The following is a 22831-nucleotide window of genomic DNA, read 5'->3' on the forward strand; positions in this document are numbered from 1 at the left end:
GCACTCTCAAAGGATCTGTTATTGGCGGTTTTTATACTATGCTGCTAATTACTTAGGGTGCATTTTTGATTCGTTTAGCTCAGATGCAAAAAGCAGTACCTTTTGCATTGCACCACTAGCTAAATAATTACAACTACAAATTAAATAAGGAAAATAAAATGGCTAAGGGGCAATCTCTACAAGACCCATTCCTAAATGCGCTACGTCGTGAGCGTATCCCGGTATCTATCTACCTTGTGAACGGTATCAAACTGCAAGGTCAGATCGAATCTTTCGATCAATTCGTGATCCTATTGAAGAACACTGTTAACCAAATGGTGTACAAGCACGCAATCTCTACCGTTGTTCCGGCTCGTCCAGTGAGCCACCACAGTGGTGATCGTCCTCAAGGTGATCGTCCACAAGAGAAATCTGAAGATTAATTCTTCATTTAGTATTGCAAAAATAAGGAGTTGATTGCTTGTTTGACCGTTATGAATCCGGTGAGCGAGCCGTACTTGTTCATATCAACTTCACGCAAGAAGGTGAATGGGAAGATCTGGCTGAATTTGAAATGCTGGTTTCTTCCGCTGGGGTAGAGGCGCTGCAAGTTGTGACTGGCAGTCGTCAATCCCCACACCCGAAATACTATGTCGGAGAGGGTAAGGCACAAGAAATTGCTACTGCGGTACAATTAACTGGTGCTGAAATTGTGATTTTTAATCACTCCCTCTCTCCTGCCCAAGAACGTAACCTCGAAGCGCTGTGCAAATGTCGAGTCCTCGACCGCACCGGTCTCATCCTCGATATCTTTGCTCAACGAGCACGAACACACGAAGGTAAGCTGCAAGTAGAGCTAGCCCAACTTCGTCATATTTCTACTCGTTTAATTCGCGGTTGGACGCACCTTGAAAGGCAGAAAGGCGGCATCGGTCTACGTGGGCCAGGTGAAACCCAGTTAGAAACCGACCGTCGTTTATTGCGTGACAGAATCAAAGCTATCCTTCGTCGTCTTGAAAAAGTCGCGAAGCAGCGTGAACAAGGGCGCCGTGCCCGAAACAGAGCAGAGATCCCAACGATTTCTCTCGTGGGCTACACCAACGCGGGTAAGTCGACACTCTTCAACCGTATTACAGAAGCTGGCGTTTACGCGGCAGATCAATTGTTTGCTACTCTTGACCCAACTTTACGTAAGATAGAGTTAGCAGACGTAGGACCTGCGATACTTGCAGATACCGTTGGTTTTATCCGACACCTGCCTCACGATTTGGTTGCGGCCTTCAAAGCAACCTTGCAGGAAACGCAAGAAGCTGACATTTTGTTACATGTTGTTGATGCCAGTGACGAGCGTTTTCGTGAGAATATTCAAGCTGTTCATGAAGTTTTAGAAGAGATCGACGCACATGAAGTGCCGACACTCGTAGTAATGAACAAGATTGACAATCTAGAAGAGCAGAAACCACGTATAGAACGTGATGAGGAAGGCGTGCCTCGTACGGTCTGGGTTTCCGCGATGGACGGATTAGGCATTGATATTCTGTTTGACGCGCTGACCGAGCGTTTAGCGTCGCAAATGGTTGAGCATCAGTTGCGAATTCCTCCACAGTATCAAGGACGATTCCGTAGTACATTCTTCCAAATGAAGTGTATTCAACGTGAGGAATATGACCAGGAAGGTAACTTGTTGATCAATATTCGAATGCAACAGGTAGATTGGTCTAGACTTGAAAAAAGAGAAGGGGCAGTTTTAGTCGACTTTATAGTCACTTAAAGGACTGCTACAGTATAACGTCATATCAAATGATGGAGCTTTCTAATGGCGTGGAATGAGCCTGGAAATAACAACGGCAACAATGGCCGCGATAATGACCCTTGGGGTAATAATAATCGTGGTGGCCAGCGTCCTGGTGGCCGAGATCAAGGTCCGCCAGATTTAGATGAAGTGTTCAGCAAACTGAGTCAAAAGCTGGGTGGCAAATTTGGTAAAAAAGGCGGCGGTGGTGGTTCACCTATCGGCGGTGGTGGTAGTGCGATTGGCTTTGGTGTCATTGCAGTTATCGCGATTGCGGTGTGGTTCTTCGCTGGCTTTTACACCATCGGTGAAGCAGAGCGCGGTGTCGTGCTGCGTTTAGGTAAATACGACCGTATCGTAGACCCAGGTCTGAACTGGCGTCCTCGTTTTATCGACGAATACGAAGCGGTTAACGTGCAAGCGATTCGTTCGCTACGTGCATCTGGTCTAATGCTGACAAAAGATGAAAACGTAGTAACAGTAGCAATGGACGTTCAATACCGTGTTGCTGACCCATACAAATATCTATACCGCGTAACCAATGCAGACGACAGCTTGCGTCAAGCAACAGATTCGGCATTGCGTGCGGTAATTGGTGACTCACTGATGGATAGCATCCTAACAAGTGGTCGTCAGCAAATCCGTCAAACGACACAAGAAACGCTAAATCAAATCATCGATAGCTACGATATGGGTATCGTGATTGTTGATGTGAACTTCCAGTCTGCGCGTCCGCCAGAGCAAGTTAAAGATGCGTTTGATGATGCAATCGCTGCGCGTGAGGATGAAGAGCGTTTCATCCGTGAAGCAGAAGCTTACAAGAACGAAATCTTGCCGAAAGCAACAGGTCGTGCAGAGCGTTTGAAGAAAGAAGCGCAAGGTTACAACGAGCGTGTAACCAACGAAGCTCTTGGTCAAGTAGCTCAGTTTGAAAAACTACTGCCTGAATACCAAGCGGCACCTGGTGTAACTCGTGACCGTCTCTACCTAGATGCGATGGAAGAGGTTTACTCAAGCACATCGAAAGTGTTGATTGACTCTGAATCTAGCGGCAACCTTCTTTACCTTCCAATCGATAAACTGGCTGGTCAAGATGGTCAAACAGACACTAAACGTAAATCGAAATCGACTTCAACGTACGACCATATCCAATTGGAATCTGAGCGTACGCAAGAAGACACTTCGAGCTCGCAGTCTCGTTCAACTGGTACACGTCAAGGGAGATACTAAGAATGCGTAAGTTAATGATCCCTGTACTGGTAATCGCACTGGCATTAATGCTGATGTCACTGTTTGTGATTCCTGAAGGTGACCGCGGTATTGTGGTTCGATTTGGTCGTGTCTTGAAAGACAACAACGACATCACTCGTATTTACGAGCCGGGCCTGCACTTCAAAATGCCTTTGTTTGACCGCGTGAAAACACTTGATGCGCGTATCCAAACAATGGACGGCCGTGCTGACCGTTTCGTAACGTCTGAGAAAAAAGACGTAATCATCGATACCTACGTGAAGTGGCGTATTGAAGATTTCGGTCGTTACTACCTAGCAACTGGCGGCGGTAACACGCTGACTGCTGAAGCGCTTCTGGAGCGTAAAGTAACAGACGTTCTACGTGCGGAAATCGGTTCTCGTGAAATCAAGCAAATCGTATCTGGTCCACGTAATAACGACGTACTTCCAGAAGACGCAAGCAGTGATGAAGTAAGTACTGAAGCCGCTCGTGAAGCATTGGAAATCGATGGCGAACGTGACCTAATCATGTCTGAAGTGTTGAAAGACACGCGCGACAGCGCAATGAAAGATTTGGGTGTTCGTATCGTTGACTTCCGTATGAAGAAGATCAACCTACCAGATGAGATCAGTGAATCTATCTACCGTCGTATGCGTGCAGAGCGTGAGTCGGTAGCTCGTAAACACCGTTCTCAAGGTCGTGAGAAAGCAGAAGTAATCCGCGCACAAGCTGAGCTTGAAGTAGCAACGATTCTTGCTGAAGCAGACAAAACAGCTCGTGTAACACGAGGTGAAGCGGATGCAGAAGCAGCGAAGATCTACGCAGATGCGTACAACAAAGATCCTGAGTTCTTCAGCTTCCTACGTTCTCTAAAAGCTTACGAGAAATCGTTCAGCTCTAAGAGTGACATCCTTGTTCTGGATCCTAAGAGTGAATTCTTCCAATACATGAACAATGCGAAAGGCGCAGAAGCGAAATAAGCTCCGCGTTCAAGCAAATTGAAAAGGCTCCGTTATGGAGCCTTTTTTGTATCTATTTCTTGCTGCGCTTATTGTTAACGGCCAAATAGGTCAGAGTTGGATCTGTAGAGTGATTAACTCATCATGATAGCGATCACAGCGCCGGCTACGACCAAGCAACCGCCAATGCGACGCAGATGGTTATCAGGTTGCTCGCTCAGTTGGGCAACCATGTTGCGCCAGCAATTTGGGGCGACCAAGGGGCCAATCCCTTCAACAATCAATACTAGCCCTATCGCTAGCCAAATTGACTCAGACATTGCGATTCCTTGTGGATTTAAGAAAGGTAAATATTATCAGTGATGTAGTGATTTCGAAATGAACAACATCGGTGATGTTTGCATTCTAGTATCAACTCTGTGAACAAAAATGACTGCAAGAAGAGTGATTCGGTGCTAGAATCCATTTTTAACTAGCAATCAGACTTGGAAAGATGGGAAATAACGTAGTCGTTCTAGGCACCCAATGGGGTGACGAAGGTAAAGGTAAAATTGTAGACCTTTTAACTGAAGATGCAAAATACGTGGTACGCTACCAAGGCGGTCACAACGCAGGTCACACACTTGTAATTGACGGTGAAAAAACCGTTCTTCACTTAATTCCATCAGGTATCCTTCGCGATAACGTAAAATGCGTTATCGGTAACGGTGTTGTACTATCGCCTGAAGCTCTAATTAAAGAAATGAAACCTCTTGAAGAGCGCGGCATTCCAGTACGCGAGCGTCTTTTCATTTCTGAAGCATGTCCTCTAATTCTTCCTTACCACGTTGCAATGGACCAAGCTCGCGAAATCGCTCGCGGTAAAAAAGCTATCGGTACAACTGGTCGTGGTATCGGTCCAGCATACGAAGATAAAGTTGCTCGTCGCGGTCTACGCGTTGGTGACCTATTCGATATGGAAGCTTTCGCAGAGAAACTAAAAGAAGTAATGGAATACCATAACTTCCAACTAGTTAACTTCTACAAAGCTGAGCCAGTAAGCTACGAAGAAGTACTTGAGCAAGCTAAAGGCTACGCAGATCTACTAACTTCAATGGTTATCGACGTAACTGACGAACTAGACGCAGCACGTAAGCGCGGCGACAAGATCATGTTCGAAGGTGCACAAGGTACTCTACTTGATATCGACCACGGTACTTACCCGTACGTAACTTCTTCTAACACGACTGCTGGTGGGGTTGCTGCAGGTTCTGGTTTCGGTCCTCGTCACATCGGTTACATCCTTGGTATCGCGAAAGCTTACTGTACTCGCGTTGGTGCAGGTCCATTCCCGACTGAGCTATACGACGGTCTAGACAAGCAAGATCCAGTAGGTAAACACCTAGGTGAAGTTGGTCACGAGTTCGGTGCGACAACAGGTCGTCTACGCCGTACTGGTTGGTTCGATGCTGTTGCTATGCGTCGTGCAATCCAAATCAACTCTGTATCTGGTTTCTGTCTAACTAAACTAGACGTACTAGATGGTCTAGAAGAGCTAAAAATCTGTACTGGTTACAAGATGGAAGATGGCTCTACACTAGAAGTTTCTCCGATGGCTGCTGAAGCATTCGAAAAAGCAACGCCTATCTACGAAACAATGCCTGGTTGGTCTGAGAACACATTCGGTGCGAAATCAATCGAAGAGCTACCACAAGCTGCTCTAGATTACATCAAGCGCATTGAAGAGCTAACTGGCGTGCCAGTAGACATCATCTCTACAGGTCCTGACCGTAACGAAACTATCATTAAGGTTCACCCATTCGAAGCTTAATCTATACTCGTTAGAGATTATAAAAACCGGCTTTTATAGCCGGTTTTTTTGTATCTGTGAGTTGTGTTCACTATGGAAAAACTGCTGAAAAATGCGACTCGCTGTGGCAAATATTTGCCGTTAAGCTTAAGTAGGAGGCAAAAATTGCCTAAAGCTTAACTGACCTTTGCCGATAAGGTTATCAAGCAGAGGAGATCCTTGGCTGATCTTTGGTTTCTTAGATACCTTAAAGAGTACATTTATGAAGTTACGAACAGTGGCTGCTTCACTGTTATTGATGCTGAGTGCGACATCGGCCAAGGCAAATGTTGCCGATGTAGGGGCGCCTGTCCCCATCTACACCGAAGCAGAGCTTATAAAGCTTATTGAGCAGAATAAGCATCTAGAACGCGTGCGCGCTGATAACTGCCAGCTAGTGGAAGATATCGTGGCACGTGCGACGCGCATTAACTTGCCGTCTTATGAATTCCTTTATGGCGATATGTTGGCGTGGGGCGTTTGTGTTGATCAAGATGTCGAACTTGGTCTTTACTACATGGAAAACGCAGCACACCAAGGCTTGCCTGCTGCACTAGAGCAGCTAGGTCGCTATTACTCTCGTGGTACTTTAGTCCAACAAGATAAAGAACGTGCAATCCCATATCTGCGTGAAGCGGCGGCAATGGGTAACTTGAATGCGCGTATTCATCTTGCTGAGCTACTGTTGCGTGATTACGGTAGCCCGTTAGATTACGAAGATGCTTACCGTTGGTTATATAACTCGGTGACTGCCGACCAAAGAAAGCACAAACGTATTGCGATGCTGAGAAACGGTCTTGAGCAACGTATGCCACAAAACATTATTGCGCGCGCTAAGCGCCGCGACACCTTCTGGTAGGTGTCCTCTTAAAACACCAGTAACTTCATAAAGCTCTGCCAATAGATACAACAAAGCCCACATCATGTGGGCTTTGTTGTTTTTCCCGAAGCGTAATCGCAGGCGATTAAACGACTTTGTGTGGACCGAAGCACTCGTAGTGGAACTGTTCTTGCGCTACGCCAAGCTCAAGCAATTGTTTCGCCACGTGCTGCATAAAGCCAACTGGACCACAGAAGTAGACTTGTACGTTGTCTTGCTTAAGGGCCGCTTCAATTTCATTTAGGTTGACGAAGCCTGTGAAGTGGAAGTCTTCACCAATCTTGTCTTCTGCTGTTGGTTGGTTGTACCAAACCAATGAATTCATGTTCTCTTTAGTATTCACGATCTGGTTTACGTGCTGTTTGAATGCGTGTTGTTGACCGTTTTCTGCAGCGTGTACCCAAGTTACCGATGCTTGGTGCTCAGAAAGGCTCTCAAGCATCGACAGAGTCGGAGTTAGACCTACGCCCGCTGACACCAAAACAACCGGTGTGGTCGCGTCCACATCCATAAAGAAGTCACCCGCAGGTGCCGCAAGTTGCACCTTATCGCCGATGTTCAATTCATCGTGAAGGAAATTCGATACTTTACCGCCTTCTTCACGCTTTACCGAGATACGATAAGTGTTCTCTTGAACCGCAGAGGATAGGCTGTATTGGCGAATCTCTTGGTTTTCGAACTTATCACTGTTGATGTAGATGCCTAGGTATTGACCCGGTTTGTACTCAGAAACCACTTCATCATCGGTTGGTTTGAAAACAAAGCTACAGATGTTTTCACTCTCAAGCTGTTTACCCACCAACTCAAATTCACGCAGGCCACGCCATCCACCTTGAAGAGCTGCGTTCTCTTGGTAGATTTGCTCTTCGCGTTGAATAAATACGTTAGCCAAAACGCCATAGGCTTCTGCCCATGCATCAATCACTTCCTGACCCGGAGAGAACAACTCGTCGATCGTCGCAAGTAGATGTGTGCCGACGATTTGGTATTGATCTTTAGTGATCATAAAGCTGGTGTGCTTGTGCGCGATTTTCTCTACAGCACCAAGTAGTGCTGGTAGGTTATCGATGTTGGTTGCGTAAGCGCAGATTGCATTAAATAGAGCTTCACGTTGGTCACCATTACGCTGGTTGCTCATGTTGAAAATGTCTTTCAACTCAGGGTTGTGGGTGAACATGCGATCGTAAAAGTGTGCCGTTAACTTCGGACCGGTTTCTGCAAGAAGTGGTGCGGTTGCTTTCACGATATCAATGGTTTGGTTGCTGAGCATAATGGCTTCCTATTTAAAGTTGTATTTGTAATGCATGTTTAAAGTTGTATCTCAAATGTATCTTTCGATCAAGAAAAGAATTACAATTTTGCTACTACAGAGGATAGCAACATGCAGTTAACTAGCTTTACCGATTATGCGCTCAGAACCTTGATTTACTTGGCTTCATTGCCAAAAGATGAGCTAACAAATATTACCGAAGTGACTGATTTATTTGGTGTATCACGTAACCATATGGTGAAAGTGATCAACCGTCTTGGTCAACTTGGTTATGTGCATACGGTACGCGGTAAAAATGGTGGTATTCGATTACTGAAAGCACCTAAAGAAATCACAGTTGGTGGTGTGGTGCGCGATTTAGAGCCATTAGATTTGGTGAATTGCTCCGTAGAGTTTTGTCACATCACGCCAGCCTGTCGTCTAAAAGAAAAGTTAGCAAAAGCGAAAATGGCGTTTTTGGCTGAATTGGATGGTTGCACGATTGAAGAGCTATTAAGTGATAATTCTGAACTGCTGATCTTACTTGCTCGTCCTTAGTCTTCTTAACGCTTTATAAATCTTCTTACTGACACTCTTTTTTAAAGCAATTTCTGTAGCTTATCGAGAGACTCGGATATACTAGCTCTATACCTTCCTTGCTAGATAGGCGTGCCTATGTCAGACAATATTCCAAACGATCCTTTCGCAGATCGTGAATCCAAAAATTACGAAAACCCAATTCCAAGCCGAGAGTTCATCACCGAGTTTTTGCAGCAAGCTGGTGTGCCGATGAATCGCAATGATTTGTTCGAAGCATTAAAGCTAGAAGGTGAAGAACAATACGAAGGTTTGCGCCGTCGACTGCGAGCAATGGAGCGTGATGGACAGCTCGTGTTTACACGTCGTCAGTGCTATGCGCTACCAGAAAAACTAGAGATGGTGAAAGGTTACGTAATTGGCCACAAAGATGGTCATGGTTGGGTTCGTCCTGAAGGCAGTGTCGGCAAGGATAATGACATTGTACTGCCACACCATCAGATGAAGCACATCATCCATGGTGATTACGTGTTGGTGCAACCAACTGATAATAGCAAGCGTGGTCGTCGTGAAGGTCGTCTTGTTCGCGTGTTAGAAGAGCGCAACACGCAGATCGTAGGTCGTTTCTTCTTAGAGTACGGCTACTCATACGTTGTGCCTGATGACTCTCGTATCAGCCAAGATATTCTGATCCCAAATGAGCACAAAGCAGGTGCTCGTATGGGCAATGTGGTCGTGATTGAGATTACTGATCGCGGCTCTCGCTCACGTGGCATGATGGGTAAAGTGGTTGAAGTTCTTGGCGAGAACATGGCGCCGGGCATGGAAACGCAAATAGCAATCCGCACCCACCAAATTCCACACGATTGGCCAGCAGCCGTCGATAAACAGATCGAAAATCTGGGCGAAGAAGTTCCGGAAGAAGCAAAAGAAGGTCGTGTCGATTTACGTGACTTGCCACTAGTAACCATTGATGGCGAAGACGCTCGTGACTTTGATGATGCGGTTTACTGTGAGAAGAAAAAGAGCGGCGGTTGGCGTCTATGGGTCGCGATTGCTGACGTAAGTTACTACGTACGTACAGACTCTGCGCTGGACAAAGAAGCCATCAACCGTGGTAACTCGGTGTACTTCCCATCGCAAGTAGTGCCAATGCTACCTGAAGTACTATCAAACGGCTTATGTTCACTTAACCCACAAGTTGATCGTCTGTGTATGGTGTGTGAAATGACCATCTCAGAGACGGGTAAACTATCGGGCTACAAGCACTACGAAGCCGTGATGAACTCGCACGCTCGTCTGACTTACAACAAAGTGGGCGCGATTCTAGAAGGGGATGAAGAGCTACGCATGCGTTATCACGCTGTCGTTCCTCACCTTGAAGAGCTGCACGCGATGTACAAAGTACTTAAAGAAGCGCGTGATAACCGTGGTGCGATTGAATTTGAAACCGTTGAAGCTAAGTTCATCTTCAACGCGGATCGTAAGATTGAAAGCATCGAGCCAGTGATTCGTAACGACGCACACAAGATCATCGAAGAATGTATGATCCTAGCGAACATCGCTTCAGCGTCTTACGTTGAGAAAGCGAAAGAGCCAGCGTTGTACCGTGTTCACGAATCTCCGGGTGAACTGCGCCTGCAAGGTTTCCGTGACTTCCTCAGTGAGCTAGGTCTGGATCTGAAAGGTGGTCTAGAGCCATCACCAACCGACTACGCTGATTTGGTAAAACAAATCGCAGAGCGTCAGGACAAAGAACTGATTCAAACCATGTTGCTGCGCTCAATGAAGCAAGCGGTCTACAACGCAGACAATGCCGGTCACTTTGGTCTAGCGCTGAAACGTTACGCACACTTCACGTCGCCAATTCGTCGTTACCCAGACCTACTGTTGCACCGCGCAATCAAGTACCTGATTGCTAAAGAAGAAGGTCGCAACCAAGATCGTTGGACGCCAACTGGCGGTTACCACTACTCGTTTGACGACATGGACTTTTACGGTGAGCAATGTTCGATGACAGAGCGCCGTGCAGACGACGCAACTCGTGAAGTGGCTGATTGGTTGAAGTGTGAATATATGCAAGACCATGTTGGCGACGAGCTAGATGGTGTTATTGCCAACGTAACCAGCTTTGGTTTCTTTGTTCGTCTGACTGAACTGCATATCGATGGTTTGGTGCACATTTCGACGCTAGCGAACGACTACTACCAATTTGATCCTATTGGTCAAAGACTTATCGGTGAAAGCTTCGGTAACATCTATCGCCTAGGTGATGCGGTGAAAGTGAAAGTGCTTGCGGTTAACTTAAATGACAAGCAAATTGACTTTGAATTAATCGAAACAAGCCGTAAGCTACGCGGCAAAGGTAAGACTGCGAAGAAACGCGCAGCGGATGCCAAACGCAAAGCGAAAGAGAAAAAGCGTGCGGCAACGAAAGGCGGCACTCGTGCAATACCGGCGATTGAACCAACCAAGCGACCAGAATCTGCTGAAGCAGAAAAACCTCGCAAAAATGGAGCAAAACGCAGTGACACTGAAGGTGCTAAAAAGCCGAAAGTGAAAAAAGCACGCAAGAAAAAGCCACACAGTAAGCCGAGAAAGACTAAGCGTACTAAGAGCGACGCTGAGTAGGCTGAATCGCCAATCTAGTCTGGATTTAAAGGGGTAGATTGGCGCAGGCAATACGACCAGAACAACAGGTTAAACAATGAGTAACGAATTTATCTACGGCATTCACGCAGTGAAGGCGGTATTGGAGCGCGAACCAGAGCGTTTTATCGAAGCATTTGTACTAAAAGGTCGTCAAGACGATCGCCTAATGCCAATTTTAAATGACCTTCAGGTATGTGGTGTTTCGATTCAGCAAATGACACGTAAAACCTTGGATGACAAAGCGCGTGGCGCAAACCACCAAGGCATCATCGCTCGCGTGAAGCCAGCGAAACAGCTGAACGAAAACGACATCGATGGCATCCTCGCGCAGCATGAGTCACCGCTACTATTGGTGTTGGATGGCGTGACGGATCCGCATAACCTAGGTGCTTGTCTACGTAATGCCGACGCAGCTGGCGTAGCAGCGATCATCGTACCGAAAGATCGCTCTGCACCGATGAACGCAACTGTAAGCAAAGTAGCTTGTGGCGCAGCAGAAGTCGTGCCATTGATCCGAGTGACCAACTTAGCTCGTACTATGCGTACACTGCAAGAGCAAGGCATCTGGTTTGTTGGTACGGCGGGCGAAGCAACGCACGATATTTACCAAGCAAAACTAACGGGTCCTCTTGCTATCGTAATGGGTGCAGAAGGTGACGGTATGCGTCGTCTAACTCGCGAAACCTGTGACGATTTGATTAAGATCCCAATGGCTGGCAGCGTTTCAAGTTTGAACGTATCAGTGGCGTCAGGTATTTGTTTGTTTGAAGCGGTTCGTCAGCGTATTGCTGCAAAGTAATTGCTAAACCAGTTAATAAACAAACAGTTACTGCAAAGTCAGACATAATGATAAAAACAAAGGATGGGGTGCCATCCTTTGTCGTTTTCACCGATTTATAAATAAAAATCTTCAGGGAAGTTATGACTCAACAAGACATTAAATTCATTGCCTTTGACCTAGACGGTACTTTGCTTGATAGCGTGCCGGATCTAGCGGTTGCGGCAGACCAAGCCGTTCAAGCACTTGGTTTTCCATCTGTTTCAGAAGAGCAGGTTCGTGACTATGTTGGTAACGGTGCAGACGTGCTGATTGGACGCTCACTAAGCCAAAGCTTGACTATCAATCCAGAGTTGAGCGAAGAGCTTCGTGCAAAAGCGCGTGTACTGTTTGATGATTATTACGAGCAAAGCGGTCACAAGCTAAGTCACCTTTACCCAACGGTAAAAGAGACACTAGCAGAGCTGCACAAAGCGGGTTTTGTTATGGCGTTGGTGACCAACAAACCTTCAAAGTTTGTGCCTGACGTTTTGGAAAAGCACGACATCGCAAAATACTTCGTTGATGTTCTTGGCGGTGATGCATTCCCAGAGAAAAAACCAAACCCAGTCGCACTGAACTGGCTGATGGAAAAACACCAAATCCAACCTAGTGAAATGCTGATGGTTGGCGACTCGAAAAACGACATTCTTGCAGCGAAGAACGCAGGTTGCGCCTCATTTGGTCTGACATATGGTTACAACCACGGTGAACCTATTTCCGTATCAAATCCAGATTTCGTCGCTGACAGTTTGGCAGAATTATTGGACGTTGTAGCGGTTTCTGCATAACGGCTATAAAAGAGCTTCCAAAATACTCGTTAATGAGTACACTGAGTAAACCGTGCACCTATTACTGCACGGTTTTTTTCATTTAATTAGATTAAGAAGTCAAAGGAATCATTCTAATGAGCAAACCCATTGTATTGAGTGGTGTTCAACCTTCAGGTGAACTAAGTATCGGTAACTACTTGGGTGCTCTACGTCAATGGCAGCAGATGCAAGACGATTATGATTGCCAATACTGTGTGGTAGACCTTCACGCGATTACGGTTCGTCAGGACCCTAAAGCGCTGCATGAAGCGACTCTAGACGCACTGGCGATCTGTCTGGCAGTTGGTGTTGACCCGAAGAAGAGCACGCTATTTGTTCAGTCACACGTACCAGAGCATGCTCAACTTGGTTGGCTTCTTAACTGTTACACCCAAATGGGTGAACTGGGTCGTATGACGCAGTTTAAAGACAAATCTGCACGTTACTCAAACGACAGCTCAAGCCAATTTGGTGATGTAAACGTGGGTCTGTTTGACTACCCAGTACTGATGGCGGCAGACATCCTGCTTTACGGCGCACACCAAGTACCTGTAGGTAGCGACCAGAAGCAACACCTAGAGCTAGCGCGTGATATTGCTAACCGCTTTAACAACATCTACTCACCAGAGCAGCCAATCTTCCAAGTTCCAGAGCCTTACATTCCGACGGTAAACGCGCGTGTAATGAGCCTTCAAGACGCAACGAAGAAGATGTCAAAATCTGATGACAACCGTAAGAACGTTATCACGTTGTTGGAAGAGCCTAAGTCGATCATTAAGAAGATTAACAAAGCGCAAACCGACACAGAAACGCCACCGCGTATCGCTCACGATTGGGACAACAAGGCGGGTATCTCTAACCTAATGGGTCTGTACTCTGCGGCAACAGGTATGAGCTTTGAAGAGATTGAAGCGAAATACCAAGGCGTTGAAATGTACGGTCCATTCAAGAAAGACGTTGGTGAAGCTCTAGTTACTATGCTTGAGCCTATTCAAGCTGAATACCACCGTATCCGTGCTGACCGCGCTTACATGAACGAAGTGATGAAGCAAGGCGCTGAGAAAGCATCGGCACGTGCGGCTGAAACGTTGAAGAAAGCGTACGAAGCAGTAGGTTTTGTTGCTCGCCCATAGTTGCTAAAGAGCATTCAGAATTTAAAAGCTCCACCATCGGTGGAGCTTTTTTTATGCTTGTATTACTGGAATGGAGTGTCTTGTTCGCAGCGTTCCATATCGTAATACTCCACAGGTCCTCTTTTTCCCAAGAACTCGGACTTTACGACGAGCCCGCGATCGACGAAATAGCTCAACTCAATACATGATATTTCATAACTGATTTCTTTTATCCTTGCGGGTTTCCAATAGTAGCCAGGGCCAGGCAATCGGGCGGTATAGGTGATTAAGCCATTGTCACTTACTTTAAACATTTCGAACTCACTGAGTTCTTGCTTAGCCACTTCGACCAGATGCTCAGAGGTACTTGGTTCGATGGGCTCACTCGAGGTCAATTGACACCCCGCCATTAACATTGAAGCCGAAAGGGCTAGCGCAATCTGCTGAAATCGTTTCATTTTCTTATCCTGATAGTCGTTATTGGAGACCTTGTTCTCTGTCTCTTGCGGGTTTTATAACGAGTGATTATGGATTTGGCTAGTATTGTGTGGTGAAAATGATGTTTGATTTATAAAAATTTGAACTTAACAGGCTTAAATAACCAGAAAGCTTATTTTGATTCTCACGGTAAAAAGGAAGGAAATAATAAGTTTTGTTATTCTAAATTAGCATTAATTAATATTTTTGTTTGGGTTGCTAGAATCAAGTGAATTCAAAATAAATATCAAGATATTCACATAACATGTTGAGAAATATAAAACTGAGTAATAAGTCTAATTCTAGCCCTTTATTGGTTTAGTTACTGTATTTGTTACAAAAACTGTTTAAATGATCAGCCCTGGCATAATTTTACGTATCCACATGTGATTTATTTCACGGCTTTTACTGGTCTTTCTTATTTATTTCATAAATAAACCTGATAGTAGGCGCAAATGGTGGGCTCTGCTTAGGGCTTAGTTTGCATTTAAATAAATATCAGGTACGACAATGGATACGTTAATCAAACCCTCTTTACTGGCACTGACGATTGCTAGCGCGCTTAGTGCTAACGCTAACGCAGAAATTATCATCTCTCAGTATGTAGAAGGTGGTTCATACAACAAAGCAGTAGAGATCGCGAACACAGGCGATGCAGCGGTAACGCTAACCGGTTACGAGCTAGCGAAATCATCAAACGGTGGTGGTACTTGGGGTAGCACACTCGATCTTAGCCAAGTGACGCTACAAGCTAACCAAGTGTATGTACTGGCGCATGGTGATGCGAGCGATGCCATCAAAGCTGTTGCAGATCATACGGAGAAAAGCGTCACGAACTTTAACGGTGACGACCCGATCGCACTGCTTAAAGATGGTGAAGTGCACGACATCATCGGTGTGATGGGTGACGTAGATTTTGGTAAAGACACCACATTAGTTCGTAACAGTGATGCACTAACCCCTTCTGCTACTTATGATGCATCTCAGTGGACGGCATTTGAGAAAGACAACATTGACGGTCTTGGTGAGCTAAATGCGACTGAGCCACCAGCACCATTCGCTTGTGAAGTCGACGGTCAGCAACCTAACTTTACTACCATCCAAGAGATTCAAGGTGAAGGCGATACCTCTCCATTCATTGATGGTTACCCATACATTACCGACGAAGATCATTTCGTAACTGGTGTCGTGACTGCTGTTACCACTGGCCTAACCAAAGGTTTCTACCTACAAGCACTAGAAAGTGATAACAATGACAAGACCTCAGAAGGTTTGTTCATTCATACCGATGCGGCAGACACGGCGCTGAAAGCTGGTGACGTTGTTTGTGTTAAAGGTAAAGTTCAAGAGTACTACAGCAATACTCAGCTAGCTTCTGATGCTAACAGCTATGTGAAAACCGGCACATCGGATATTCCTCGAGTTACCGATCTTGTTATCAAAGAAGGTGAGACACTACGTGATGCGCTAGAGCGTCATGAAGGCATGCAAGTTGAACTGACCTCGGCAAGTGACCTGTTTGTAACTCGCAACTTCTCTTACGACTACGATTCACGTCGTAACAACATGATGTTGTCTCATGAAGCGCCATTGTTTAAGCCGACTCAATTGCACGCAGCAGAGAGCGATGCAGCCGTTGAGCTAGCAAAAGACAACGCAGCGAACCGCGTATACCTAGAATCTGATGGCAAAGCACCAAACGGCCAAATCCCTTACTACCCAGATTTTGCAAAAGATGCAGACCAAGATGGCTCTTCTGAACAGCACATTCGCCTTGGTTCGCGGGTAGAAGGTCTGCAAGGCGTGGTGGCTTACAGCTACAATGAATACCGCCTGATTGCGACCAATGAAGTCGATAACACCAACTTCGTGACTTCAGGTGAAGGCTTCGACGTGGCTCGTAAAGATGCTCCAGCGATTGCGGATTCAGATTTGCGTATCGCCAGCTTCAACGTACTAAACTACTTCAACTCTGTGGCTGACAGTGGCCATGAAAACCCAACTGGACAAAACCGCGGTGCAACTAACCTAGACGAGTTCCTGATCCAACAAGCGAAAATCGTTGCGGCGATGAACAAGATGGACGCTGACATCATTGGTTTGATGGAAGTCGAGAACAATGGCTTTGGTGACAGCAGTGCAGTGAAGAACTTGGTTGACGCATTGAACGCTGAAATCGAAGATGCAGAAGATCATTACACTTACGTTGAAATCGCGGAACAAGACAAATACCAAGATGAGTACTTTGGTAGCGATGCGATCATGGTGGCGATCCTATACCGTGCAAACGAAGTGACGCCAAAAGAAGTGGCGAAAGTGATTGTGACGCCAGAGCAGCACATCGAAGAAAACACCATTACGCGTGGTGACGATGCGGAAGGCAACCCAGCTTACGACAAATACCAACGTCATAGCTTGCTACAAACCTTCACGGTGAAAGAGACAGGTAAAGATCTGTCTGTTGTTGTTAACCACTTCAAATCGAAAGGTTCTGAATGTATTGAAGAGTGGATTGCGGGCGTAGAAGACTCTGAGCCAGCGGATCTGCAAGGCAACTGTAACAACTTCCGTGTTTCTGCAGCCAATGTTGTGGGTGACGCTCTGAAAGGCATTGAAGGTGATGTGCTAGTAATGGGTGACCTAAACGCCTACGGCATGGAAGATCCTCTGCTTACACTGACTGATTACTCGAAAGAGAAATACGGTCGTGACATCTACACTGCAGCTTACACAACCATTGGTGGTGGTGAGCTTCAAGTCGAGAAGACCAAAATTGAAAAAGGCTACGGTTACCATAACCTGAACACGGTACTTCACGGCGCAGACACCTTCTCATACACCTACTCTGGTGAGCTAGGCAACCTAGACCACGCGTTGGCGAGCAACAGCTTGGCACAAAAAGTGGTGGCGATTGAAGATTGGCACATCAACTCACTAGAAAGTAACTTGTTCGAATACAGCAGCAAGTACACAGGTGATATGCCGAAGTACAAAGATGCGTTCTCGGCGTCTGACCACGATCCAGTGATCATCGCGATTGATTTCCCAGATACAGACATCGATCTACCAGGCTCAGGTGAAAACCTAGCAGTAGAAGTTCGTCTGCCACCAAACGCAGTTGTCGGTGATATCGTGACAGTAAGCCTAACGGAAGCAACTCAAGCGGCGTCGTCAACGTCTGATGCTGATGGTTACGAAGCGAGTGCAACTCTGACACAAACGGACATTGATGCTCGTAGCGTGAGTGTGGAGTTCGACAAAGCACCAACGGAAGGCCAGTACGTTCTAGAAGAGAAAGTGACAGACTCTACAGGTAACACGGTTAAGTTCAGTGATTCTCGCGATGTTACGCTAGAGGCGTCGAGCACTACCCCATCAGACGATGATGATGGTGGTTCATTTGGCTTTGGCGCGCTAATTGCGCTGCTAGGTCTAGGCTTCCTACGCCGTCGTCGCTAAGCGAATTTATTTCCTGACAAACAGTTCCTAAATAGCTGTAAAGACCAAAGGCCAGCCTATGCTGGCCTTTTTATTCAGCAAAAACTTGCCTTTCTTGCTTGGTATAGCAAAATACCGCCCTTGATTGTCACGAACGTGGCGATTCACCACTTAAGCATTGCCAAAACGGATTGGAGCAACCGACCTTTTATGTTGTTGATCATCGATAACTACGACTCTTTTACCTACAACCTTTACCAATACTTCTGCGAGCTTGGTGCAGACGTAAAGGTGGTGCGTAACGATGAAATCGACATCCAAGGCATTGAGGTGCTCAACCCAACTCATTTGGTGATCTCTCCAGGTCCCTGTACCCCTAACGAAGCGGGTATCTCTCTACAAGCTATCGAATACTTTGCTGGTAAGTTACCAATCTTAGGTGTTTGTCTTGGTCATCAGGCGATTGCGCAGGTGTTTGGAGGGGAAGTGGTACGTGCTCGACAAGTGATGCACGGTAAGACCTCACCAATTCGTCACAACGGTCGCAGTGTGTTTAAAAACCTTAATAACCCACTTACGGTAACCCGTTACCACTCTCTCGTGGTGAAAAACGGCACATTACCTGATGTGTTTGAATTGACCGCTTGGACTGAACTGCCTGACGGAGCCATGGACGAAATCATGGGTTATCAGCATAAAACCCTGCCAATTGACGCGGTACAGTTTCATCCTGAGTCGATTAAGACAGAACAAGGTCACGAGCTGCTTGCAAACTTTCTTGCGCGCAAAGCGATCTGATCGCGATCACCTTTCTTAACAAATTCTTCATGTTTTTCGCCTAAGAATGGGAATGCAAAACTATGCGTTCCGCCTATTTGCTCGCGGCTATTCATTTTTCTCCTTTCTTTCTAACCCTTGTCATACATAACTTTTATAAAAAATCGCTTCTCTATTTGCGTTTCTTGGTGCATAAATAATCATAGATAGTGAGTATGGGTGGTTGCGCTCTAAAGCGAAAAGAATAAATCACTATTGAAATGGTTAATTAAATGTAAATACAATGCCGCAATAGCTTAAATGCAAAACATTATTTGCTGGCAAAGAGTGCCGGTTAAATTCGCTTATCTGCTAGGCATGCGGTATCAAGAAGGAATGTGCAATGACAACGGAAAACAAAGTAGAGCGCGGTTTATTCGATGAGGTAATGGTACCTTGCTATAACCCGATGGAAATGATCCCTGTAAAAGGTGAAGGTTCACGCATTTGGGATCAGAACGGAAATGAATACATCGACTTTGCTGGTGGTATTGCGGTGAGCTGTCTTGGTCATTGTCACCCAGTTATGGTGAACGCATTGACTGAGCAAGGTAACAAGCTTTGGCACCTAAGTAATGTTATGACTAACGAGCCAGCACTGCGATTGGCGAAGAAGCTAACAGAAGTCAGCTTTGCTGAGCGCGTGTTCTTTGCTAACTCTGGCGCAGAAGCAAACGAAGCGGCACTAAAGCTAGCACGTCGTTACGCAGCAGACGTTCATGGTACTGATAAATCTGAAATCATCGCATTCAAACAAGGTTTCCACGGTCGTACTTTCTTCACGGTAACGGTTGGCGGTCAAGCGGCTTACTCAGACGGTTTCGGCCCTAAGCCAGGCGATGTGACACACCTTCCTTACAACGATATCGAAGCACTACAAGCACACATGTCTGATCGCACTTGTGCGGTAATGATGGAGCCTCTGCAAGGTGAGGGCGGCATCATTCCACCAACACCTGAGTTCGCTCAAGCAGTTCGTGAGCTGTGTGACAAGCACAACGCACTGTTGATCTTCGATGAAGTGCAAACTGGTAACGGTCGTACTGGTCATTTCTACGCATACCAAGGTCTAGGCATCACGCCAGACATCCTAAGCACAGCGAAATCACTGGGTGGCGGTTTCCCTATCGGTGCGATGCTAACGACGGCAAAACTGGCTGAGCACATGAAAGTGGGCACGCACGGCTCAACTTACGGTGGTAACCCACTAGCGTGTGCGGTTGCAGAAGCGGTTATTGAAGAAGTGACAAAACCAGAAGTACTGGCTGGCGTACTAGAGCGTGAAGCCATGTTCCGTGAAGGTCTGGAGAAGATTAACGCGAAATACAACATCTTCTCTGAAGTGCGCGGTAAAGGTCTACTGCTTGGTGCAGCACTGAATGAAGAGTGGCAAGGCCGTGCGCGTGACGTACTGGTTGCTGCAGGTAAACAAGGTCTCATGGTATTGGTTGCGGGTGCCAATGTCGTACGTTTCACACCATCACTCGTTATCACACAACAAGAAATCGAAGAAGGTTTGGCGAAGCTAGATAAAGCGATCGCAACGCTGGTTTAAGCGCGATCTCAGCTTATCGTCAACCTAGAAACCCCCATCAAGGATCTCTGATGGGGGTATTGTTCCTACAATATAGTTAGGATCTTCTTGCATCTGGAGGGAGTATTGATGCTAGTAGTTCGCCCTATCGCAATGTCGGATTATGACGCGCTGCACACCTGTGCGGTTGAGTCAGGTCATGGATTTACATCTCTACCGGTTAACGAAGAACTGTTAACCAATCGAATCAAACACTCAGAATACAGTTTTGGCAAACCTGACGTGAAGGAAGCCGGTGATGAAGGCTACCTAATGGTGGGCTTTGAATCTGAAACTGGTGAAGTGGCAGGTACCACAGGTATTGAAGCTTCTATCGGCTGGGATGTGCCTTTTTATTCTTACCACATCAGTAAAGTGGTGCACTCGTCTCCAAAGCTTGGCGTAAACAACGTGGTGAAGCTGCTGACGTTTGGTAATAACTACACGGGTAACAGTGAAATCTGTACCTTGTTCCTACGTGAGAAATTCCGTGGTGGCTTGAACGGGCGTCTGATGTCCAAGTGCCGTTTCTTAATGATGGCAGAGCACCCAGAACGTTTCTCGGAAACCATCTTTGCTGAAATGCGCGGCGTATCAGACGAGAACGGTAACTCGCCATTCTGGCAGTGGCTTCAAGAGCATTTCTTCTCTATCGATTTTACGCTTGCGGATTACCTTACCGGTATCGGCAAGAAGGGCTTTATCGCCGACCTGATGCCGAAGTTGCCAATCTACATCAACCTACTGAGCCCAGAAGCGCAAGCTGTGATTGGTAAAGTGCACGACAACACACGTCCAGCATTGAAGCTGCTTGAGCGTGAAGGTTTTACCAACCGTGGGTACGTCGACATTTTCGATGGTGGTCCAACGGTGGAGTGTGACTTACGTAATATCGAATCGGTACGCCACTCATTCCGCGCGCAAGTCAAAATCTCGGAGCACACCAGCACACAAGATTTCTTGATGTGTAATTCGTCATTCGAGAACTTCCGTGCCGCCGCTGCAAAAGCGGCGTATGACGCAGAAACGCAAAGCGTAGTGCTTGCACCAGAATTGGCGGATGCACTCTTGGTTGAGGAAGGGGATTTTGTTCGCCTTCTTCCGCAGTAACTGACGACAGAATTTAAGGATAGAAACAATGACACATTGGATTGCAGGTGAATGGGTACAAGGTCAGGGTGAAGCATTTACGTCTCTGTCACCTTATAACCAAGAAGTGATCTGGCAAGGTAACGGCGCAACAGCAGAACAGGTTAACCAAGCGGTATCTGCGGCGCGTGAAGCGTTTGTTGATTGGAAGAAGCGCCCATTTGCAGAGCGCGAAGCGATCGTGTTGGCTTTTGCTGAGAAAGTAAAAGCCAACAGCGAAAAAATCGCTGAAGTGATTGCCAAAGAAACCGGTAAGCCGATTTGGGAAACACGCACCGAAGCGGCAGCAATGGCAGGTAAAATTGCGATTTCCATCCGTGCTTACCACGACCGTACGGGTGAAGCTGCACGTGAAGCCGCAGGCAACCAAATTGTATTGCGCCACCGCCCACTGGGTGTGATGGCGGTCTTCGGTCCTTATAACTTCCCAGGTCACTTGCCAAATGGTCACATCGTGCCAGCACTACTGGCTGGTAACACTGTTGTTTTTAAACCGTCTGAGCAAACGCCATGGACGGGTGAACTCGCTATGAAGCTGTGGGAAGAGGTCGGTCTACCAAAAGGTGTGATTAACCTAGTCCAAGGCGCGAAAGAAACTGGTATTGCGCTGGCGGATGCGAAAGGCATTGATGGCGTGCTGTTCACTGGCAGTGCAAACACAGGTCATGTTCTCCATCGTCAGTTTGCTGGTCAGCCGGGCAAAATGCTGGCGCTTGAAATGGGTGGTAACAACCCGATGGTTATCTCGGATAACTACGGCGACCTAGACGCAACGGTTTATACCATTATCCAATCTGCCTTCATCAGTGCAGGACAACGCTGTACCTGTGCTCGTCGTCTATACATTCCATTTGGCGACAAGGGTGATGCAGTCATTACTAAGCTGGTGGAAGCGACACGCAATATTCGCGTAGACCAACCATTTGCAGAGCCTGCGCCTTTCATGGGACCACAAATTTCGGTAGCGGCGGCCAAGTTCATTCTCGATGCTCAAGCGAACTTGCAAGCACTGGGTGGTGAAAGCTTAATTGAAGCGAAAGCAGGTGAAGCAGCGTTTGTTTCTCCGGGCATCATCGATGTGACGAACATCGCCGAGTTGCCAGATGAAGAGTACTTCGGCCCACTTCTGCAAGTGGTGCGCTACGAAGGGCTAGAGAAAGCAGTAGAGCTGGCGAACGATACGCGCTTTGGTTTATCGGCAGGTTTTGTTTCGACCGACGACCAAGAGTGGGAATACTTCGTGGACCACATTCGTGCTGGCATCGTGAACCGCAACCGTCAGCTAACGGGCGCAAGTGGTGATGCACCATTTGGTGGTCCGGGTGCGTCAGGTAACCTACGTCCAAGTGCTTACTACGCAGCAGACTACTGTGCGTACCCAATGGCATCAATGGAAGGACAAGAGACGGTCTTGCCTGCCACATTGAGCCCGGGTGTAAGCCTGTAATTGAGAAATACGAAGCGGTGACAAAGTATCGCCGCTTCTCTCTGCCGGAGCTATTTACCAAGTTAGGATTCTGGTAAGCGC

Annotated in this window: 19 protein-coding genes; 16 read left to right on the top strand and 3 right to left on the bottom strand. The window is 46.7% G+C overall.

Going from position 1 to position 22831, the window contains the following annotated elements; all coding sequences use genetic code 11:
• The first annotated feature begins 158 nt into the window (after positions 1–158).
• From hfq to hflC, 4 genes are read left to right on the top strand one after another with little or no spacing between them, the layout of a single operon-like run.
• Entirely contained in the window at positions 159–422 is a 264-nt protein-coding gene (gene hfq, locus A9237_RS09655) for an RNA chaperone Hfq (RefSeq protein WP_005438329.1), read from the top strand.
• 38 nt (positions 423–460) lie between these two features.
• Positions 461–1750 carry a ribosome rescue GTPase HflX gene (gene hflX, locus A9237_RS09660; RefSeq protein WP_078608086.1) on the top strand — a complete coding sequence of 430 codons (1290 nt, stop codon included), beginning with the start codon at positions 461–463 and terminating at the stop codon, positions 1748–1750.
• A 45-nt stretch (positions 1751–1795) separates the two neighbouring features.
• Positions 1796–3001, top strand: a complete 1206-nt coding sequence (gene hflK / locus A9237_RS09665; protein ID WP_045412746.1) for an FtsH protease activity modulator HflK — start codon at positions 1796–1798, stop codon at positions 2999–3001.
• A gap of 2 nt (positions 3002–3003) precedes the next feature.
• The gene (gene hflC, locus A9237_RS09670; RefSeq protein WP_005438334.1) at positions 3004–3984 is read left to right on the top strand and encodes a protease modulator HflC; all 981 of its coding nucleotides are present in this window, start codon (positions 3004–3006) and stop codon (positions 3982–3984) included.
• A gap of 113 nt (positions 3985–4097) precedes the next feature.
• Here hflC and A9237_RS09675 read toward each other — a convergent pair whose 3' ends face one another.
• The gene (locus A9237_RS09675; RefSeq protein WP_078608087.1) at positions 4098–4283 is read right to left on the bottom strand and encodes a DUF2065 domain-containing protein; all 186 of its coding nucleotides are present in this window, start codon (positions 4281–4283) and stop codon (positions 4098–4100) included.
• Positions 4284–4456: 173 nt separating this feature from the next.
• Between A9237_RS09675 and A9237_RS09680 the strand changes: the two genes are divergently transcribed.
• Positions 4457–5773, top strand: a complete 1317-nt coding sequence (locus tag A9237_RS09680; protein WP_005438335.1) for an adenylosuccinate synthase — start codon at positions 4457–4459, stop codon at positions 5771–5773.
• Positions 5774–6014: 241 nt separating this feature from the next.
• Complete coding sequence (motX, locus tag A9237_RS09685; RefSeq protein WP_005432781.1) at positions 6015–6650, top strand: flagellar protein MotX; 636 nt, start codon at positions 6015–6017, stop codon at positions 6648–6650.
• Positions 6651–6756: 106 nt separating this feature from the next.
• Here motX and hmpA read toward each other — a convergent pair whose 3' ends face one another.
• Positions 6757–7941, bottom strand: coding sequence for an NO-inducible flavohemoprotein (gene hmpA / locus A9237_RS09690; RefSeq protein WP_078608088.1), 1185 nt, complete (start codon positions 7939–7941; stop codon positions 6757–6759).
• 111 nt (positions 7942–8052) lie between these two features.
• Between hmpA and nsrR the strand changes: the two genes are divergently transcribed.
• From nsrR to trpS, 5 genes are all read left to right on the top strand, one after another.
• Positions 8053–8478, top strand: coding sequence for a nitric oxide-sensing transcriptional repressor NsrR (gene nsrR / locus A9237_RS09695; protein ID WP_009705482.1), 426 nt, complete (start codon positions 8053–8055; stop codon positions 8476–8478).
• 117 nt (positions 8479–8595) lie between these two features.
• A complete protein-coding gene (gene rnr, locus A9237_RS09700) occupies positions 8596–11088 on the top strand; it encodes a ribonuclease R (protein ID WP_078608089.1) in 2493 nt (830 codons plus the stop codon).
• Positions 11089–11164: 76 nt separating this feature from the next.
• Positions 11165–11908 (top strand): 23S rRNA (guanosine(2251)-2'-O)-methyltransferase RlmB, encoded by a 744-nt coding sequence (rlmB, locus tag A9237_RS09705; RefSeq protein WP_005451431.1) that lies wholly within the window; start codon positions 11165–11167, stop codon positions 11906–11908.
• 122 nt (positions 11909–12030) lie between these two features.
• Positions 12031–12717 (top strand): phosphoglycolate phosphatase, encoded by a 687-nt coding sequence (locus A9237_RS09710; protein WP_050910301.1) that lies wholly within the window; start codon positions 12031–12033, stop codon positions 12715–12717.
• Positions 12718–12833: 116 nt separating this feature from the next.
• Positions 12834–13871, top strand: a complete 1038-nt coding sequence (trpS, locus tag A9237_RS09715; RefSeq protein WP_005432761.1) for a tryptophan--tRNA ligase — start codon at positions 12834–12836, stop codon at positions 13869–13871.
• A gap of 62 nt (positions 13872–13933) precedes the next feature.
• On the opposite strand, the gene A9237_RS09720 is transcribed toward trpS, so the two are convergent.
• The gene (locus A9237_RS09720) at positions 13934–14308 is read right to left on the bottom strand and encodes a hypothetical protein (RefSeq protein ID WP_078608090.1); all 375 of its coding nucleotides are present in this window, start codon (positions 14306–14308) and stop codon (positions 13934–13936) included.
• A 529-nt stretch (positions 14309–14837) separates the two neighbouring features.
• On the opposite strand from A9237_RS09720, the gene A9237_RS09725 reads away from it, so the two are divergent.
• From A9237_RS09725 to astD, 5 genes are all read left to right on the top strand, one after another.
• A complete protein-coding gene (locus A9237_RS09725; RefSeq protein WP_078608091.1) occupies positions 14838–17786 on the top strand; it encodes an ExeM/NucH family extracellular endonuclease in 2949 nt (982 codons plus the stop codon).
• 189 nt (positions 17787–17975) lie between these two features.
• Positions 17976–18563, top strand: a complete 588-nt coding sequence (locus A9237_RS09730; protein ID WP_078608092.1) for an aminodeoxychorismate/anthranilate synthase component II — start codon at positions 17976–17978, stop codon at positions 18561–18563.
• A gap of 361 nt (positions 18564–18924) precedes the next feature.
• Entirely contained in the window at positions 18925–20136 is a 1212-nt protein-coding gene (locus A9237_RS09735) for an aspartate aminotransferase family protein (RefSeq protein WP_078608093.1), read from the top strand.
• A 108-nt stretch (positions 20137–20244) separates the two neighbouring features.
• Positions 20245–21264, top strand: coding sequence for an arginine N-succinyltransferase (gene astA, locus A9237_RS09740; RefSeq protein ID WP_005438349.1), 1020 nt, complete (start codon positions 20245–20247; stop codon positions 21262–21264).
• A 28-nt stretch (positions 21265–21292) separates the two neighbouring features.
• On the top strand, positions 21293–22750 hold the full coding sequence (gene astD, locus A9237_RS09745) for a succinylglutamate-semialdehyde dehydrogenase (RefSeq protein ID WP_078608094.1): 1458 nt from the start codon (positions 21293–21295) through the stop codon (positions 22748–22750).
• The last annotated feature ends 81 nt before the right edge of the window (positions 22751–22831 follow it).

Source organism: Vibrio owensii, assembly GCF_002021755.1.
In the GTDB taxonomy this organism is placed as follows: Bacteria; Pseudomonadota; Gammaproteobacteria; order Enterobacterales; family Vibrionaceae; genus Vibrio; species Vibrio owensii.